Raw genomic sequence first — 16,332 nt, 5'->3', positions numbered from 1 at the left:
GTCCAGTTCCTCGCCCAGGTCGCGGACAGTGGCTTCGGTGACGAGGCGGACTAGGTCGTCGCGGTTGCGGACCCGCTTGTAGAGCGAGGGGGCACGGACGCCGACGCGCTCGGCCACGGCCTGCATGGTCAGCTGGGCGGGTCCGTGCCGCTCCAGGATGTCGCGGGCGGCCTTGACGATCTCCTCCTGGGACGTCCGCTCAGGCGTCGGCATAAGAACACTCCCATGGCTATGATTCGTAGCTATGATGGCTAGGTGCTATAGCCATAGTAAAGGATTCTCGGGAAGGGACAGATCATGAAGCTCGACAACGGGCTGTATCGCATCGGAAACGACATCGTCGCGGTGTACCTGGTCGTGACCGGCGACGGCGTGACGGTCGTCGATGCGGGGCTGGCCGGGCACTGGCGGGAGCTGATCGCGGAACTCGCCGGGCTGGGCCGCTTCCCCGCGGACATCCGCGGCGTCGTGCTCACCCACGGCGACAGCGATCACGTGGGCTTCGCCGAACGCCTCCGGCGCGAGCACGGCGTCCCAGTCTACGTCCACAGCGCCGACGCCGCGCGCGCCCGCGGTGAGGTCAAGACCAAGCCCAGTTGGGGGCAGGCCAGGGTCGGCGGCGTGGCCAGCTTTCTGTGGAACGCCGCCGGAAAGGGCGGCCTCCGGACAACGTACCTGAGCGAGGTGGTGGAGGTGGTGGACGGCGACGTGCTCGACCTGCCGGGCGCTCCCCGCATCATCGGGCTGCCGGGGCACTCGCCGGGCAGCATCGCCGTCCACGTGCCGGAGGCCGATGCCCTCTTCGTTGGTGACGGTCTCACGACGCGGCATGTGCTGACCGGCCGCCGCGGCCCGCAACCGGCGCCCTTCACCGACGACCCGGCCCAGGCGCTGGCCTCACTCGACCGCCTCGCGGAAATTCGGGCGAAGTGGGTCCTCCCAGGACACGGCGCGCCCTGGAACGGAGGCGTACAGGAGGCCGTGCGGCAGGTCAGGGAGTCGGCCACGGCAGCGGCCCGCCGCTGAAACATGGCGGGGCGTCATCGCCCCCGCATGCGTACGGGGGCAAGACAGGTCGGCTGCGTCAGTGGCCAGAAACGAGATGAGAGCCTGTCGGGTGAAGGCCCATTGGGCGTCGCGATGGGCCTTGCCGACGCCGTCGAACGTGTCCAGCAACGCCAGTCCCCGCAGCTGGGACAGCACGAACTGGGCACGTTCGGTGAATTCGGGCCGCTCGGCGACCGTGTCGCCGAACAGCCGGGCCAGCAGGGCGTCCAACTGGTGGCCGAGACGCCGCTCGCTGGACGCGACGGCGTCCGCGACACCTTCCGCGCATCGCCGCTTCTCATTCCTGACAAGGGAACACTGTCATGACCTTTCCGCCCTCATTGCAGGACACCTTCCTCTCGGCGACACCATTCCTCTCGTACAGCCCGGTCATTCTCACCGTCCCCGGCCGACCGTCGACCTCCAGGTGCGGGTCACAGCGCCGGCGACCGGGTCGGATCTGCCCGTGATCCTCTTCTCCCACGGCCAGGGCTATTCGCGTAACCTCAACTCGCTGAACGGCTACGGGTCAACATCCTTGCCGTGCAAGGTTTTGTGGTAGCACGGCCCACGCACTTGCGGGCCAGGGCACTCGAGCATCTGCCCGAGGCGATTTCGCGTCGGGACCTTGCAGGAAGTGGTCGTACGGGTTGACGATCCTTCAGGAACATCTTCCTGGCGGCCGGCCGCCGCGGTCAAGGAATCGATCGTCCAGCCGCAGCGTCGTTTCGTTCTGCCCGCGCCGCCAGCGCGCGGAAACGACCGGGAGGCATGCCGCGCACTCGAGTAAACGCACGGTTGAATGCGTATTCGCTGGTATAGCCGACCGCCCGGGAGATGGGACCGACAGGCTCGTCGGTGAACGTCAGCCGGCGGGCCGCCACTTCCATTCGCCAGTTCGTCAAGTACTCAAATGGTGTCTGGCCGACAAGGGCGCTGAAGCGGCGGGCCAAGGTCGCGCGGGAAACGGTGAGACGCGTGGCAAGATCCGTGAGAGTCCAGTTGCGGGCGATATCGCTGTGAAGTGCGGCGAGCGCCTCACTGATCAGTGGGTCACGCAGCGCCGTGAGCCAGGACGGGGGCAGAGATTCGGTCTCGGTGGTCGTGAGCCACGCCCTGACGATATGCACGAGCAGCACGTCCAGCAGCCGGTCGCAGATGGTGTCGGTACCGCTTCGCGCACCGCTGATCTCGTATGCCAACAGGTGTAGCACGTGATCCGTCGGTCTGTTCGGATCCGCGTGCAGGTGGATTACCGGCGGCAACAGAGTCAGCAGTTGGGCGTTGAGTGCGGCGTCCTGATGGAAGGAGCCGCACAGGATGCGGGTGTGGGGCTCTCCGTGTCCGATCGTGAGCCTGCCGCCGGCCGTCAATCCCTGGCGGGCAGCCAGGCGAACAAACGGTTCCGTCGCTGTCCCCGGGTCGCTCAGCAACTGGTGGCGCTGTCCCCTGGGCAGGACGAGCAGATCGCCTGGCAGGAGACGACGCCGCGGATGTCCGTCCATCGCCAGCCATGCGACGCCGTGGATCATCGCGTGAAACGTGGCCCAGGGCACGTCGTCGACATCCACGCCCCACCGGTCGCCGGCGTCGAGCGTAGCAGCAACCGCGCCCCGCACCCGAGTAAGGCTCAGTACTTCAGACAAGGGATCCACCAAGTCAGAATACCGATCAGCTCAGATCTGAGACGCTGAGACAAAACCCTGAGCATGTCGATCATCGCTCTGGTGGTGGTCCGCCTCTATCGTCGATCGCGGTCGGGCTCTGCGTTGAACACATCGATAAAGGAGATGACAATGGATCGTCGTGCCGTGCTGAGGTCAGGTGGAGCTGTCGCGCTTGGTGTCCTGGCCCTGACCGCTGTCGAGTCGGGTACCACTCCGGCGCTGGCCGCGGGGCACGATCCGTCGGGCGCGTGGGTACCGCTACCCGATCCGGCGGATGGCGGAGTGGTGAGTCCTCCATACCCGAAGCACCTGACCGCCGAAGAACGAGCGCATCTGGAAACGTTCGACGAGTTGGACTTCGTCGTATTCTCCCATGCCGAGTGGTCCCGACTCGGCGAGAGCCACGCCGCTCACATTCGTGTGCACTGGCCTGACGGGCACTACACGGACGGTATCGACCAGCACATCGCCGACCTGGCGGCAATGTTCGTCTGGGCACCGGACACACGTATCAACGTCCATCCGCTGAGGGTGGCCAAGGACAACCTGACGGCGGTCATGGGTGTCATGCGAGGCACCTTCACCAAGCCGATGCCCGACGGCAAGGGCGGTTTCGTCGCCCCCACTGGGAAGTCCTACGCGATCAACATGTGCACCGTCGGCATCTGGAACAGGCAGGGCACGATGGACGAGGAATTCCTGTTCTGGGACAACCAGACCTTCTACAGCCAGATCGGCCTCGCCTGAGAACCCGGCGCTTCGCGAAGCGGGGTTGTCCTGTCCCGAGACCGCCGAGCGCACGGGCGACTCGCGCGGTGTCGGGTTCAGGATGCACGAGCAATCGGCCGAGGACGAAGGGGCCAACGTTTCCGGACCGAGCACCCGGATCCGACCTTCCTGAATCGGCGTCCGGGTCGCGAGAATTCCCGGACGGCGAATGCGCGCGTATACCGCTTGACGCGGACGCGACGCGCACCGCCGGCGAGCAGACACCGTGACCGTTTGTCTTTGCGCTGTTGGGGAGCGCAGCGGGCAGCAAATATGCGCACTGGACGGGTCAAAATCGCTTTCAACGGCTCCGAACGATCCAGTGGCTCCAACAGGTGTGTTGCGGCGGCCGCGGCGCATGCCCCCGTTTCCGTAGGTACTGCCCGCGTAATCGTAAAGTCGCCGCGACTGGGTTCAATCGATCCTTTTATGAGGTCACCGTGGGTCGAGCTTCACATGCGATCGTTGGCCACCATCTTGCTGCGGCGAATTGGGGCGGCGCCGTGTGGCCTGGTTGATTTATCACATCCGTACTCACCGCGGCCGCAAGGGTGAGCGGCGTAGCTTCGCCGAGGCCGGTTATGCCGCTTTACTCGACGCCGCGCACCAGCAACTGGGCGGCCCGATCGTGTTGATCTGGGACAACCTCAACACCCACATCAGCGCGGCCATGCGCGAGCTGATCGCGGCGCGCGACTGGCTCCACGTCATCCGGCTTCCCGCCTACGCCCCCGACCTCAACCCGACCGAATACGTCTGGTCCCACGTCAAACGCGGCCTGGGCAACCTCATCGTCCACGGGATCGACCAACTGGTCGCCGTGATCAAAAACCGGCTCAAACGCATCCAATACCGGCCCCAACTGCTCGACGCCTTCTTGACCCACACCGGACTGGAGCCATCGTAATCCCAACCATTCAACCTCTGTAACAAAGCACTACTAGTGTCGTGAGTCGTTAATTAGTTGGCAGTATGTGGCGAGGGTGTCCAGGGGCGTCTCACGGCACGTCGTGGCGACGTGGGCATTTCACCGTCCGTTCGGATGTCGCTCTAGGAATCGCTGGTGTTTCCCGGTGGGCGAGCGGGGCGAGGACCACCAGCCACGAAGGTGGGCGTCCTCGAGGACGTAGGCGTCGGAGGCTTTGGTGCGGTTGGCGGCGTCGATGTAGATCCGGTTACGGCTGAGGGCGTAGTAGGTGGTCGAGGTTGTGCTCGGCATCAATCGCGGGCCCGAGGTCGGCGAGCAGGTCGTCCACATCGAATCCGCCGCCCGGCAGGTCACCATTCACCAGCTCCAGGCTGGAGAGGTTCTCCGCCTCAGCCACGGCGTTCTGCTTGTCGTTCTCGCGCACGATCGCGCGCCGCTGCCGCAGATCGCTGCCGCGGTCGATCACCAGCCAGCTGCCATCCGTGCCCGGCTCGACAACGTAGCGAGGCTCTTCCGCCTGCATTGACTTTCCTCCTGATCATCACTTTGTGCGTCGCCACGCCACGGGACTCGACGATCGCCGGCGAGCTGCTGACTCCAAAAAAGACGGTCGTCTCGGAACCTTGTCGACTGAAAGGGTTCTAGCGAGCTGGTGGAGTGACAGTATTCGAACCCTGCCGTATTCCGGCCTGCGTGGGCGGAGTCACTGAGGTGAGCGTTGTCGTGCTTGGTCTTCGGCGGCGTCGAGTGCAGGTGCGAGTGGTGCGAGTGCGGTGCGGAGCAGGTCGGGCAGCGAGCCGGATGGCACGACGAGCCCGCCGGTCGTGAGAGACGCGGTGCTCAGCTGTAGCCATTGCTGGAGTGCGATTCGAACCGCGGCAGTCGCGCTCGCCGCGAGCACATGGGCGACGTGCGGCGTGGTGTCGCCGAGGCGTTGGGCGATCGCGTCGGCGAGGGGAAGCTCGATCGTGTTGATGGTGTCGACGAATGCGTCGCACAGCGCCGGACGGGTGATGATCAGTAGCAGCGAGTCGCGATTGTGTTCGCCCGGGTCGGTGTACTGCTCCACGATCGCCTCGATCACGGCGTCGGAGAGGCTGACGCTAGCGGGCCGGGCCGCTACCGCCGCCGCGACCCGCAGCTCCCGTTCGGCGGTGACGGCGGCGACGATGGCCTGTTCGCGACTGGAGAAGTAGTTGTTGTAGGTCCTGGGCGAGACTCCGGCAGCTTCGGCGATGTCGTCGACGCGCACGTTCTCGGGTCCACACTGCAGGGCAAGCCGCAGCGCCGCCTCGCGCAATGCCTGCTTGGTGGCCTGCTTCTTCTGTTCGCGCAACCCGGACCGTCGTGTCGTCACCAGTCGAGTATCCCAGCAAACATGCGGACACGCAAACTTGCGTGCCCGCACTTTTCCTTCTAGTCTCGGGGCGTCACATCGCGACACGAGAGGACCAACCTATGCGTGCCAAAGGTATCGCCTACGACACCGGCTTTGTCCAGGGCGGCGAGATCTCTCGCGAGAACTTCGATCTCGACCTGATGAAGCGGGAACTGGCCATCATCCGTGACGACCTGCACTGCAACGCTGTTCACATCGTCGGTGGCGATCCGCAGCGGCTGGAACTGGCTGCCCACTGCGCCGCCGAACTTGGGCTGGAGGTCTGGTTCTCGCCCTACCCGCTGGAGCTGACGACCACGGAGATGCTGTCGCTGTTCGCCGACTGCGCGCAGCGGGCGGAGCGGGTCCGACAGGCGGGAGCCGAAGTCGTGTTCGTCACCGGCGTCGAGCTGAGCCTCATGGACCGGGGATTCCTGCCCGGTGACAACATCACCGAGCGGCTCGATCGACTGTTCAGCCAGCCGGACGGCCTCGGTGAGCGAACTGCCGAGGCGAGTGCACGCCTCAACGACTTCCTCAGTGATGCCGTGACAACGGTCCGCGAGCATTTTCACGGGAAGGTCACCTATGCCTGCATCCCGTTCGAGCGGGTCGACTGGGCCCTCTTCGACGTCATGTCGGTCGAACTCATCCGGTCCGCCGAGGTGGCCGACCGATTCCAGGAAGGCGTACGCACACTCGTGGCGCAGGGAAAGCCCGTCGCGATCACTGGCTTCGGCACTGCCACCTGGCGCGGCGCTGGCGACATGGCGCCGCGCAGTATGGAGATCGTCGAACACGACGAGACCGGCCACCCGGTTCGGCTGAACGGGGAGTACGACCGCGACGAGGCCGGTCAGGCCACCTACCTGCGCGAGCTGCTGGAGATCTTTGATGCCGAAGGTGTTGACGGCGCCTTCGTGTATCTTTTCGCGCTCTCCAACTACCCGCACCGTCCTGACGACCCTCGCCATGACCTCGATCTGGCCAGTTTCGGCATCGTCAAAGTCCTCGAAGACCGTAGTGGTGACACCTATCCAGGCATGCCGTGGGAACCCAAGGCCGCCTTCACTGCCCTCGCCGACTACTACCGCGACTGATCACACCACGCGGTCAGGCCACGGGCTGGCGAGGAGGGCTGGCTCGGATCCGGTGGTGACGTTCGGTAGTCTTAGCTGAGCAGTATGCGGTAACGCAGGAGGCTGAAGGCTGCGCGACCATACACTTGTCGCTTGATCATTTTTGTTTTGGTGTTCACTCCCTCGGTACGTCCATTGTGGAACGGCTAGGTGAGCGCGGCGTTGACTGAGGTTCACTCCGAATGGTGGACAGGGGCTTACGAGGGTTCAGGCAGCCGTTCGGAGTGACTGCTCGAAGTTGTCGGGGCTGAGTATCCCGATCGCGGAGTGCCGCCGAGTACTGTTGTAGAAACTGATCCATTTGTCAATCGCGGCAACCAGTTCTGCCTTCGTGGCATACGTGTGCCGGTAGTAGTGCTCGTGTTTGAACGTCGACCAGAACGATTCCGCCGGGCTGTTGTCCCAGCAGATCCCGGTCGCGCCCATCGACCGGCGCAGCCCGTGCCGGAAACACGCCGCGGCTGTCAGGTGCGCCGTGTATTCCCCGCCGCGGTCGGAATGCAGGATGGTGCCACGACATCTGGCGCCACGGGCGGCCACTGCGGCATCGATGGCATCGGTGACCATCGTGGCACCGATGTGTTCGGACACGCTGTAGCCCAACACTTTCCGGGAATGTCCGTCCCGGATCGCACACAGGAACATCTCGCCCTCACCACACGTCAGATACGTGATGTCGGTGAGCCAGACCGCGTCGGGCCGGTCCCGGTCGAAGTGCCGGTCGACCAGATCCGGCGGGAACGACGCGGTCGGATCGACCACCGTCGTCTTCACCTTGAACGTGCGCGGGCTGATGCCCTCGAGCCCGATCGAGGCCATGATCTTGGCGACGGTCTTCGCGGTGACCACCTCGCCTTGGTCACGCAGTTCGGCGGTGATCCGCGGCGACCCGTAGGTTCCACGCGACTCTGTGTGCGCCTGGGTGATCTTCACCTCCAGGTCGGCTCGGCGTTGCTGCCGCGCCGTCAGCACCGTTGCCGCAACACGCTTGACGTGGGCGTAGTAGCCCGCCCTCGACACGCCCAAAAGCCGCGCCATGCGGCGGACCGAGAACCGCGCGTTCGGCGGCGAAGCGGTGGCGGTGGTGGCGGCGAACTCGTCGGGGCCGGCGTACCTGGCCATCAGAGCGAACCGGGCCGGTTCTTCTGCATCGCGGCAAAGTACGCCGAGGCTTTTACCAGGAACGCGTTGTCCTTCTCCAACTCGGCCACCTGCCCCCGAAGGCGCAGCAACTCGGCCCGCTCGGCGGCCTCCAGGGGTTTGTCCCCGTGAACCTCGGCCGCGGTGATCCTGCGTCGTTCGTCTTTGACCCAGACACTCAACATGCCCGCGTCGATTCCCAGATCGCGAGCGACCTCGGAGATCGTACGGCCGGAATCGATCACACGGTGAGCAGCCTCGACCTTGTACTCGGCCGTGTACGAACGGCGCTTGCGAGGAGGCATGAGAACATCCTTTCAACAGGACCACTGGTCCTGCTAACTCGGTGTCCACTACCCGGGGTGAACCTCACCATCCCCTTCACCCAGCACGACTGGCAGACCCACCACGGCACCTCACTCACCGACAGGCGTCTCCGCTACGACCCCCACGGCATCCTCGGTCGAGGCCTCACCGTTGAACGAACCGCCGGAAGCCCAGTGCCGCACCTGGGGCAGTCAACGTGAAACCGGCCCCAGCCCGCTCGTCAGAAGGCGGTCCAGGTCCAGGGCCGTGGGATCTGGCCGCGTAGGCAGGCGATGCGATGCTGGGTCTCTCGGGCGGCCTCGGCGCTGGTCGCAGCCTTGCCGAGGACGAAGCAGACCCACCGCAGTTCCTGGATGTCCGCGAACAGGCGGAAATCTCTGGCGACCGTGACATCGCGGCCGCCGTACCCGGTGACGAAATCGTGGTAGTCGGCACTGGTCAAGCGCGCGAAATCGGTGTAGTCCACGGCGATGGGGATCAGATCCCAGTCAGGATGGCCTCGCGAGACGTGGTCGAGATCGAGCAAGATCGGCGGGCAGGACTCCGGGACGGCGACGTTGCCCTGCCAGGCATCTCCATGGATGACCCGCTCCGTCGCATCCCACGGCAGGTTGTGGAGCTGGGCACGCAGCTCGCTCGCGTGGTGCGCGAGCCAGGACCGGTCCTCGTCGGGCAGATGATGGGCTGCACTGATGCGCTCGTCCAGTCCGGCGAAGGGATCGAACTCGGGCAACTCCGGCCGTACCGGCGGTGTCAGCGTGTGCAGCAACCGCAGCACCCCGCCCAGTTCCCTGGGCGTGGCGGGCCGATGGGGCGGCAGCAGCTCCCACCACGTCACCGGCCGGTCCTCGACCATGGTCGGCTGCGGCACTCCTGACAGCGCTCTCACCACGGGAATACCCTGCGACGAGAGCCATTCAGTGACCTCGACCTGCCGCACCGCCGAGGCCCGGCTGCCGCCGGGGCCGATCCGGGCGACGATCCCGCCCGTTAGCCGGTACATGACGTTGGCTCCGTCGCGGATCAATTCCGCACCCTCGTCATCGACCCCCGCCACACCGGCTGCGACGGCAAGGACCTCATCGGCTTGCCGGTGGGGTGTCGTCACGGTGCTGATCGTGTCAGATCGTCGCGAACCGCAGGTCGGCCTCGGTGCGGGCCTTTGCGGCGGTGTGCCGGCGGGACTTAACGGACGGTGGTGTCCCAGCCGAGCAGGTCGAAGGTGCTGCCTTTCCGGTAGCCGTGGAGGCCGGCGGCAGGGTATTCGATCAGGTTGTCGGGTAGTTCGTCGAGGGGGAACCAGGCCAGGCCTGAGCATTTGTCGGGCTCGCAGTTGAGGGGTTCGCCCTCCCAGTGGCGGGTTTCGAAGAACAGTCCGAGTCGTGGTTCGGGGCCGGAGCCGTTGACGTGCAGGGTGTGGACGTGCCGCAGGGCGGCGGGGGCGATGAGCACGCCGACTTCTTCTTCGGCTTCTCGTGCCGCCGCTTCGAGGACCGACTCTCCGGCGTCGAGTTTGCCAGAGGGCAGGTGCCATAGTCCGTCGAAGCGGGGGTTGGGGTCGCGCCTGCGGGTGAGCAGTACCTGCTCGTCACGGGTGAGGATCACGTGGACGTCGATCAGGTGGCGGTCGGCCATCAGCACTGCCCCTCGCAAGCATGATCAGTGGGAAGTGTCCCGGTGGTCGGGACTCGCGGGACTCTACGCCGCCCGTCATTGTGGCGGTGGGAGGGCCGCGAGCTGGGCGATTCGGCTGGTCAGCAGCGTAACTATCTGGTCGGTCGGGGTGTGGGTGGTGTCGAGGGAGAGCAGGGGGTAGCCGTGGTCCGCGAGCCGGGCGATGGTGTCGCGGTAGAGATCGGCTTCCTGTCGTGAGGTCTGCGGTCCGGCTTCGAAGCGGCTGTGCGCACCGCGGTGTGCGATGCGGGTGGCGGCCACGTCAGGATCGGCGGTGAGGATCACGGCGAGGTCGGGTCGATCGGCGGCGGCGTTGAGGTTTTCGATGAACTGGAGTGGGACGCCGTCCAGGCGCTGGAGCACGTAGGAGGAGGCAACGTAGCGGTCGCAGAGCACAATCCGGCCGGCGGCGAGTTGCGGGTGGATCTGGGTGGCGAGGTGGTGATATCGGTCGGCCGCTACCAGGCAGGCGAGCGCGTGCCCGGTGTAAGTGTCGGTTCCTTTCCGCGCGATCCGGCCGAGTTGATCCTGTGAGGGCTGGGTGGTGGCGTGGACGTCGTAGCCGGCCTCGATGAGCCGCTGGCGGAGCTGGCGCGTCGTTGTGGACTTGCCTGCTCCGCCCATTCCGTCGATGGTGACGAACACGCCACCCCGGACCCGTCCTGCAGCGCTCATGCGGCGCTCGCGGTGCGGGCGTGTTGCTCGTGAGCGAGTGCGACGAGTTGAGTCCGGATGTAGTCCAACGGTGCGTTCGCGAGGGGAAGGTTCACCGAGAAGTTGAACTCGTCGCGGGCCCGCATGGACGCGTCCACACCGGTCTCGGTGAGATCGACCGCGCTGTAGTCGAGCAGTTGCTGAGCCGTGTAGCGGCCGGTTGCCATCAACCGGTGCCAGTCTGGGGTGCCTGGATAAGGGCGGTACTCGAAGACCGAAGCTCGGAACTGGCCGGGCAGCGGCTCGGTCAAATCCCATAGCGTGTGAATGAGACGGACCGTACTGTCGATTTCAGCACAGGTTTCCGTGGGAAAGCCGAGGATGAAGTAGCCCTTGACGTTGATCCCTCGTTCGGTCAAGCGACGCACGACGGTGCGGGTCATTTGAGGATTGATTCGCTTGTCGATCAACTCGAGCATCCGTTCGCTGCCGGACTCGATTCCCAGTGCGACCTCGCGCAATCCGTTGTTTGCCAGCGTATCCAGGGTCTCGTCACTGGCGCGATGGAGTACGTTGATGCGGCCGGTCGCATCCCACACCGCCCACTTCCCTATGTCTTCAGTTGTAAAGGCGGCCATCATTTGGTCGATGACGCGTCGGGCGCCGAGGAAAAGATCGTCCACGAAACGAAAGGCGGTCACCCCGCTGTCGCGGAGTTGGTGCATCTCGGCGAGGATGTTTTCCGGGTTGCGGGTGCGAATAGTGATATCGGGATTGGCGGAGACGGCTGTGCCGCAGAAAGAGCAGTTGTAGGGGCACCCGCGGGCGCCGACCATGTTCGCCTCCCATCGGCCACGATCGTAATGCGGGTCCTGGGCGAGGAACCGTCGATCGATGAACGGCAGGCTGTTGATATCGGGGGAGAGGTGGGCTTGTGTGCCGGGTAGTCCGCCAGTGACTGGGTTGCGCGTGACTGGGTCGAGCCACATCACGCCAGGCAGTTCGACCCGCGAGCGGTGGTCATGAAGGAGTTCTGGTACTCGGGTTTCACCTTCTCCGAGTACCAGCGCCTCGCAACGAAACATCCGGGGGTCGGTGAGGATCTCGGCCGGCATGGCTTTGGCCTGGTGGCCCCCGAGGATGATCTTGATGCTTGGATCGAGGTGCGCGGCGATGCGAGCGCTGATCTGATAAGTCGGCGCAAGCAGGTTGAACCCGGCCCAGCGGGGCGAGAGGCTGTTAACCCTTTCGATCGTTGCGTCGACTGCCAGGCCGTGGGCCTCGGCATCAAAGACTCCCACGTTGAAGCCCTGTTCGGTGGCATAAGTGGCCAGGTATCCCATACCGAGTACGGGAAGGGTGAAGTCGTTGACGCGGGGACGTTCCGCGTAATCGCGCAGCGGTGCGTTGACGAACAACGCGTCGAGGGTCGGTCCAGGTCAGCGCCCGCAATCAGGTCAGAGAGCGGCGGCTCCGGTGGCATTGGCATGGTGAACTCCCCAGGAAAGTGTGAGCAACGTCCATTCGGACAGCTGGGCCCCCGCCAGGCGGGCCCAGGTTGCGGCGAACTCCGGTTCGGTGTTCGGCCACGCGCGCCTGGGTGCGAGGTGCTGCGCCCAAGTGCGAACAGCGAGGTCTGCGTAGGGGTAGAGCGCGTAGTCGTTGGTGAGGTCGGCAACGGTGGCCCCCGCGGTCCACGGTCCGATCCGCGGGACGGTTTGCAACTCGGTCACGAGTTCGGTGGGCTCCAGTTCGGCCCACTTGGCGCCGAACTCCAGACACGCATCTGCCGCGGCACGCAGCGGCCGCGTTTTGAAGGCCATCCCCAGGCGAGCGAATTCGGCGTCGGGCAGTTCGAGCACCGTCTCGGGGGTCGGGAAGAGCCACGTTTCCCCCAATGGGGTGAGGACCGGCTCGCCGTGAACCTGGCAGAAGGTGCGGTACAGCTTGCGTGCCTGGCCTGCGCGGATCACCTGCCGGACGATCGATGTGGCCAGCGCGTCCCACAGGTCCGGGTTGCGCCACCTCGCCACGACCCCGAGTTGGGTCAGCCTGGTGATCATGGTTCTCGGCCCTGCCAATTTCCCGGGATCAAGCCTGTCAAAGGTCGGTTCAGTCCCGTGGCCTGTGACGCGGCGGGCCTGAGCATGTAGGCGACAGCCCTGTCGGCTGGCGGTCAAAGCCCAGATGGAGGCGCCCTTGCGCACAGCGCGGTAGGCCGAGCCGTCCTCGGCAGATAGCCAGGACGGATGATCGGTCATCACTGAATCGACGATCACGGTGGTCTCCCTTGCATCGTGTGGAGGCCCATCATGCCGTGGCCACCTCCTTTCAGTCGTGTGCAGTCCATCAGGTATGGGCACTCGGGTTCTGCTGGCCGTGACGGGGCCTTTCGCAACCGGATTGGAGTCGCCGATCATGCGACCGGCAAGATGGGGGCGTCGGCAAGCTGAGAACGGCTGGGAGCAAGTCAGGATGACGATCGAGGCAGTGTGGAGCGACGTGGGTGAGGTCTTGGTCGACGAGACCCGCGAGTACGGCACGTGGGCGGACTGGCTTGGCGTTCCACGGCATACCTTCTCGGCCGTGTTCGGTGCGGTGATCGCGGCAGGTCGCGACTACCGTGAGACTTTCCAGGTGTTCCGCCCTGGTTTCGACCTCGCGGCCGAGCGTGAGCGCCGCGCGCAGGTCGGCAAGGCTGAGTGGTTCGGCGAGGACGATCTTTATCCCGACGTGCGTCCCACGCTTTCCGCCATCCGAGACATGGGTATTGCTGTCGGCGTGGCCGGCAACCAGACCGCGCGGGCCGAGCTCATCCTTCGAGACCTGCGGCTTCCCATCGGCACCATGGCCACTTCCGACAGCTGGGGCGTTGCAAAGCCCTCTCCCGCGTTCTTCGAACGGCTCGTCGCGGAGGCTGGAGTGCCCGCGGACCGCATCCTCTACGTCGGTGACCGGCTCGACAACGACATCGCACCCGCTCTGGAGGTCGGGTTGCAGACAGCGCTGATTCGCCGCGGCCCGTGGGGACGCATCCTGCGCAACCAGGACCTCGAGACCCGCTGCCTGTTCATCCTCGACAGCCTCGACGGCCTGCCACAGCTGATCAAGGAGCACAACACGACCGAAGGCTAGCCCCTCTCACTCAATGAGAGCGGCAACTCCCGCGCCCGCTCGACAAGGCGCGTGTCGCGACCAGCGCCGGCAAGTGCCCGACGCACCCCCGGAATGCGCTGGTAGGCAGTGACGTACGGCTCCGATTCCAGCAGGTCACAGGCCTGCACCGCGAGCTCCAGGGCATGGTCTGGATCATCGGGCACGTGGGCCGCAGCCAGGTCCAGCAACAAGACGCTTCGCTGCTTCGCCGCCCGCGACCCGATCCTCTCCAGTGCCTGGTTGAGCCGATTTACGGCCTGGCTGTTCCGTCCGGCGAGGAGGGCCGCGTTACCTGCGAATCCGGGGAGCCGATCGGGGGTGAAGAAGTCGAGCCAGTCGGGGTCTGAGCCGCTGGTGGTCATCGAATCCTCGGCCTGGCGGATGCGGTCCCGACTGGCGGCGGCCTGCCCAGTCCTGGCCAGGATCTCGGCCGTGACACAGTGGAGCCAGGAACGCAGCATGGGACCACCGGCGTAGCGCGCGTGTGCGTGTGCGGCCTCCAGATAGCTGTGCGCCTCAGACTCCTGTCCCGCAAACCCAGGGATGAACGCATGATGAGCGGCGATCGCCGCGGCCAGTCCGTGATCGTCAGCCAACTCCGCCGTACGCTCGGCGATGACAAATGCCTGTACAGCAAGAGCGGGCTGTCCAAGATCAAAAAATGCCAGCCGTGCGGACAGCAGAGCGCTTTCTGCCACAGACCCCGCCAGCAGACGACCATCAGCGTCATTCGCTCCGGTGTCAAGTAGTTCGACGCCCAAGCGGGTGTGTGCAAGAGCCGCGTCGACAAGCAGCGCCGGCGGCATCTCCCAATACAGGTCCCGTTGCGCCGCCGTCATCGTGGCATATGCCTCCACGATCTTCGGGTCGCGTCCCGGCTGCTTGCCCGGCCGCTGAACAGTCAAGTGCGCCATTTCCGGAGTGACACCGGCAGCGAGCAATGCCGGGAGCAGAACCTCCTGGCGGAAAGTAATCCGGTCGTCTTCAAGCATTGACAACATCCTCCTCGCCAATATTTCTGCCAGTTCTTCCTTGATTCGCTTCCTCGCTGACACAGGCGATGGCGTCAGGTGATCCGGTCGGTGTTCGAGTTCCTCCGGCGTCAACAGGCCCAACTGATCGGCAGGTTTATCGAATACGAGGACCAAATGCTTGCGGAACACGGATCCGGGCCGCTGGCGGTGAAGATCCTGGACGTGCACGCTGACTCCGACGGTACGTACGGATCCCCGCGGATCATCACCGAGTTGCGGGAACGCGGTGAGACGGTGGACGAGAAAACCGTTGCCGCGATCATGGCCGAGATCGGGATCGAAGGCATCAGCCCGCGCACCTTCACAGTGCGGACCACGGTGGCAGATCCAGCGGCGTCGTTTCCGCCGGATCTGGTGCAGCGGCGGTTCGACCAGGGCCGCCTGGACGCGGTCTGGCTGACCGACATCACCTACCTCACCTGTGGTGAGGGTGATATGTACCTGTGCGCGATCCGGGACGGGCATTCCCGCCGCGTGCTGGGGCATGTTGTGTCCGACCATATCGGCGCGGACATGGTGCGCCAGGCCATCGACGCCGCAGTAGCCTGCCGCGGTGGCAATGTCGCCGGTACTGTGCTGCATTCCGACGGTGGCGGGGAGTTTACCGGGGCGCTGACCGTGCAGGCCTGCGCCAAGCACAACCTGAAACGGTCGATGGGCGCAACCGGAATCTGCTGGGACAACAGCCCCGCAGAATCATTCTGGTCGACGTTCAAATACGAGTACTACTACCGTCATACCTTTGCTACCACGGCAGAACTTGTTGCTGCGGTTGACAATTGGATCAACAGGTACAACAATCACCGCCGTCACTCCGCGATCGGGATGCTCAACCCTGCCCGCTACGAGCAGTCCCTGACAGGAACAGCGAAAGCTGCTTGACCACCTGTCCACCCTTCGGGGGGAACCTCAGAATCGCCGGGATATATCTACGAGAAGATGGCCGAGCATCTGGCTGAGCGCATCGCGTGTGGTGAACTCGCTCCGAATACGCCATTGCCCAGCGAGCGTGAACTTGCCGATGTATATGGTGTCTCTCTTGGAACCGCTCGTCACGCTACCCGCTTGCTCCGCGCCCGCGGGCTTGTCATGACCATCCGCTCCAAGGGTACCTACATCGCTCGCCCTGGCACTGGTCGCGGATGAGCGCGGCGTAGTTCGCTCTGCACCAGTGTTACGCACCCAGTCGTGTCCCTTCTGTCAGGCTCTCTGCCAGCCTGGCATTCTGTTGAGGTCAGCCTTCTCGGCTGGCGAACCGGCTCTCGGCCGAGGGTCGGGAATGCAACCTCGGTCGAGAGCCCCTGTGGCAATCCTATGGTCGTGGATGAGGGTGGCCCCGCTCGCACATGTCGAGCCCCGGATCTTCTTCGCGCCAGTGCTCGGCTATGGGCAACGGTGTCCGGGGTCATGTCCTACCTGT

General features: G+C 65.0%; 20 protein-coding genes and 1 pseudogene. 8 read left to right on the top strand and 13 right to left on the bottom strand.

The features are described from left to right. Positions 1-213, bottom strand: a 213-nt coding sequence (locus FNH05_RS13640) for a TetR/AcrR family transcriptional regulator (RefSeq protein ID WP_144588065.1), incomplete at its 3' end; no start/stop codon positions are given. Between the two features lie 84 nt (positions 214-297). On the opposite strand from FNH05_RS13640, the gene FNH05_RS13635 reads away from it, so the two are divergent. Then, positions 298-1,026 (top strand): MBL fold metallo-hydrolase, encoded by a 729-nt coding sequence (locus FNH05_RS13635; protein WP_144588063.1) that lies wholly within the window; start codon positions 298-300, stop codon positions 1,024-1,026. A gap of 102 nt (positions 1,027-1,128) precedes the next feature. Further along, the gene (locus tag FNH05_RS13630) at positions 1,129-1,374 is read left to right on the top strand and encodes a hypothetical protein (RefSeq protein ID WP_144588061.1); all 246 of its coding nucleotides are present in this window, start codon (positions 1,129-1,131) and stop codon (positions 1,372-1,374) included. 368 nt (positions 1,375-1,742) lie between these two features. On the opposite strand, the gene FNH05_RS13620 is transcribed toward FNH05_RS13630, so the two are convergent. Then, positions 1,743-2,702 carry an AraC family transcriptional regulator gene (locus tag FNH05_RS13620; RefSeq protein ID WP_144588058.1) on the bottom strand — a complete coding sequence of 320 codons (960 nt, stop codon included), beginning with the start codon at positions 2,700-2,702 and terminating at the stop codon, positions 1,743-1,745. Between the two features lie 54 nt (positions 2,703-2,756). Here FNH05_RS13620 and FNH05_RS13615 point away from each other — a divergent pair, with 54 nt between their 5' ends. Further along, entirely contained in the window at positions 2,757-3,461 is a 705-nt protein-coding gene (locus tag FNH05_RS13615; protein WP_222426606.1) for an ester cyclase, read from the top strand. A gap of 535 nt (positions 3,462-3,996) precedes the next feature. Beyond that, positions 3,997-4,389 carry a transposase gene (locus FNH05_RS13610; RefSeq protein WP_246127712.1) on the top strand — a complete coding sequence of 131 codons (393 nt, stop codon included), beginning with the start codon at positions 3,997-3,999 and terminating at the stop codon, positions 4,387-4,389. A 268-nt stretch (positions 4,390-4,657) separates the two neighbouring features. On the opposite strand, the gene FNH05_RS13605 is transcribed toward FNH05_RS13610, so the two are convergent. Both FNH05_RS13605 and FNH05_RS13600 read right to left on the bottom strand, forming a co-directional pair. Further along, entirely contained in the window at positions 4,658-4,933 is a 276-nt protein-coding gene (locus FNH05_RS13605; RefSeq protein ID WP_144588056.1) for a hypothetical protein, read from the bottom strand. A gap of 180 nt (positions 4,934-5,113) precedes the next feature. Beyond that, a complete protein-coding gene (locus tag FNH05_RS13600; protein ID WP_144588054.1) occupies positions 5,114-5,767 on the bottom strand; it encodes a TetR/AcrR family transcriptional regulator in 654 nt (217 codons plus the stop codon). A gap of 101 nt (positions 5,768-5,868) precedes the next feature. Between FNH05_RS13600 and FNH05_RS13595 the strand changes: the two genes are divergently transcribed. Further along, positions 5,869-6,888 (top strand): glycoside hydrolase family 113 protein, encoded by a 1,020-nt coding sequence (locus FNH05_RS13595; protein WP_144588052.1) that lies wholly within the window; start codon positions 5,869-5,871, stop codon positions 6,886-6,888. Positions 6,889-6,959: 71 nt separating this feature from the next. On the opposite strand, the pseudogene FNH05_RS13590 reads toward FNH05_RS13595, so the two are convergent. The 8 genes and pseudogenes from FNH05_RS13590 to FNH05_RS13555 form a co-directional block, all read right to left on the bottom strand. Continuing rightward, positions 6,960-7,097: pseudogene (locus FNH05_RS13590) on the bottom strand (transposase); the annotation flags it as partial. A gap of 37 nt (positions 7,098-7,134) precedes the next feature. Beyond that, the gene (locus tag FNH05_RS13585; protein WP_144588050.1) at positions 7,135-8,049 is read right to left on the bottom strand and encodes an IS3 family transposase; all 915 of its coding nucleotides are present in this window, start codon (positions 8,047-8,049) and stop codon (positions 7,135-7,137) included. Continuing rightward, positions 8,049-8,372 carry a transposase gene (locus FNH05_RS13580; protein ID WP_144588048.1) on the bottom strand — a complete coding sequence of 108 codons (324 nt, stop codon included), beginning with the start codon at positions 8,370-8,372 and terminating at the stop codon, positions 8,049-8,051. The genes FNH05_RS13585 and FNH05_RS13580 overlap by 1 nt, the downstream gene beginning before the upstream one ends. Positions 8,373-8,614: 242 nt before the next feature. Then, complete coding sequence (locus FNH05_RS13575; RefSeq protein WP_246127711.1) at positions 8,615-9,502, bottom strand: phosphotransferase family protein; 888 nt, start codon at positions 9,500-9,502, stop codon at positions 8,615-8,617. 77 nt (positions 9,503-9,579) lie between these two features. Beyond that, on the bottom strand, positions 9,580-10,029 hold the full coding sequence (locus FNH05_RS13570; protein WP_144588046.1) for an NUDIX hydrolase: 450 nt from the start codon (positions 10,027-10,029) through the stop codon (positions 9,580-9,582). 75 nt (positions 10,030-10,104) lie between these two features. Next, positions 10,105-10,743: a dTMP kinase gene (gene tmk, locus FNH05_RS13565; RefSeq protein ID WP_144588044.1), complete on the bottom strand. Its 639-nt coding sequence runs from the start codon at positions 10,741-10,743 to the stop codon at positions 10,105-10,107. Further along, positions 10,740-12,140 carry a B12-binding domain-containing radical SAM protein gene (locus FNH05_RS13560; RefSeq protein WP_222426605.1) on the bottom strand — a complete coding sequence of 467 codons (1,401 nt, stop codon included), beginning with the start codon at positions 12,138-12,140 and terminating at the stop codon, positions 10,740-10,742. Before FNH05_RS13560 ends, tmk begins: the two co-directional genes overlap by 4 nt. Before the next feature lie 39 nt (positions 12,141-12,179). Then, positions 12,180-13,001 carry a DNA glycosylase family protein gene (locus FNH05_RS13555; protein ID WP_246127710.1) on the bottom strand — a complete coding sequence of 274 codons (822 nt, stop codon included), beginning with the start codon at positions 12,999-13,001 and terminating at the stop codon, positions 12,180-12,182. Between the two features lie 196 nt (positions 13,002-13,197). Between FNH05_RS13555 and FNH05_RS13550 the strand changes: the two genes are divergently transcribed. Then, complete coding sequence (locus FNH05_RS13550) at positions 13,198-13,857, top strand: HAD family hydrolase (protein WP_144588042.1); 660 nt, start codon at positions 13,198-13,200, stop codon at positions 13,855-13,857. On the opposite strand, the gene FNH05_RS13545 is transcribed toward FNH05_RS13550, so the two are convergent. After that, the gene (locus FNH05_RS13545) at positions 13,854-15,041 is read right to left on the bottom strand and encodes an NsdA family TPR-like regulatory protein (RefSeq protein ID WP_483964225.1); all 1,188 of its coding nucleotides are present in this window, start codon (positions 15,039-15,041) and stop codon (positions 13,854-13,856) included. The genes FNH05_RS13550 and FNH05_RS13545 overlap by 4 nt on opposite strands. On the opposite strand from FNH05_RS13545, the gene FNH05_RS13540 reads away from it, so the two are divergent. Then, a complete protein-coding gene (locus FNH05_RS13540; protein WP_144588038.1) occupies positions 14,961-15,794 on the top strand; it encodes an IS3 family transposase in 834 nt (277 codons plus the stop codon). The two genes, FNH05_RS13545 and FNH05_RS13540, sit on opposite strands and share 81 nt — an antisense overlap. Positions 15,795-15,851: 57 nt before the next feature. Then, complete coding sequence (locus FNH05_RS13535) at positions 15,852-16,058, top strand: GntR family transcriptional regulator (RefSeq protein ID WP_144588036.1); 207 nt, start codon at positions 15,852-15,854, stop codon at positions 16,056-16,058. Positions 16,059-16,332: the final 274 nt, after the last annotated feature.

Source organism: Amycolatopsis rhizosphaerae (assembly GCF_007713715.1).
Classification (GTDB): Bacteria; Actinomycetota; Actinomycetes; order Mycobacteriales; family Pseudonocardiaceae; genus Amycolatopsis_E; species Amycolatopsis_E rhizosphaerae.
The sequence above is the reverse complement of the archived record's forward strand: the minus strand, read 5'-3'. Positions and strand labels throughout refer to the sequence as shown.

Bases quoted from the DNA above. Each gene is read 5' to 3' on its own strand.
- FNH05_RS13635 (WP_144588063.1), top strand. From the start codon at position 298: ATGAAGCTCGACAACGGGCTGTATCGCATCGGAAACGACATCGTCGCG.
- FNH05_RS13615 (WP_222426606.1), top strand. From the start codon at position 2,757: ATGTCGATCATCGCTCTGGTGGTGGTCCGCCTCTATCGTCGATCGCGG.
- FNH05_RS13605 (WP_144588056.1), bottom strand. From the start codon at position 4,933: ATGCAGGCGGAAGAGCCTCGCTACGTTGTCGAGCCGGGCACGGATGGC.
- FNH05_RS13595 (WP_144588052.1), top strand. From the start codon at position 5,869: ATGCGTGCCAAAGGTATCGCCTACGACACCGGCTTTGTCCAGGGCGGC.
- FNH05_RS13585 (WP_144588050.1), bottom strand. From the start codon at position 8,049: ATGGCCAGGTACGCCGGCCCCGACGAGTTCGCCGCCACCACCGCCACC.
- FNH05_RS13580 (WP_144588048.1), bottom strand. From the start codon at position 8,372: ATGCCTCCTCGCAAGCGCCGTTCGTACACGGCCGAGTACAAGGTCGAG.
- FNH05_RS13570 (WP_144588046.1), bottom strand. From the start codon at position 10,029: ATGGCCGACCGCCACCTGATCGACGTCCACGTGATCCTCACCCGTGAC.
- tmk (WP_144588044.1), bottom strand. From the start codon at position 10,743: ATGAGCGCTGCAGGACGGGTCCGGGGTGGCGTGTTCGTCACCATCGAC.
- FNH05_RS13550 (WP_144588042.1), top strand. From the start codon at position 13,198: ATGACGATCGAGGCAGTGTGGAGCGACGTGGGTGAGGTCTTGGTCGAC.
- FNH05_RS13535 (WP_144588036.1), top strand. From the start codon at position 15,852: ATGGCCGAGCATCTGGCTGAGCGCATCGCGTGTGGTGAACTCGCTCCG.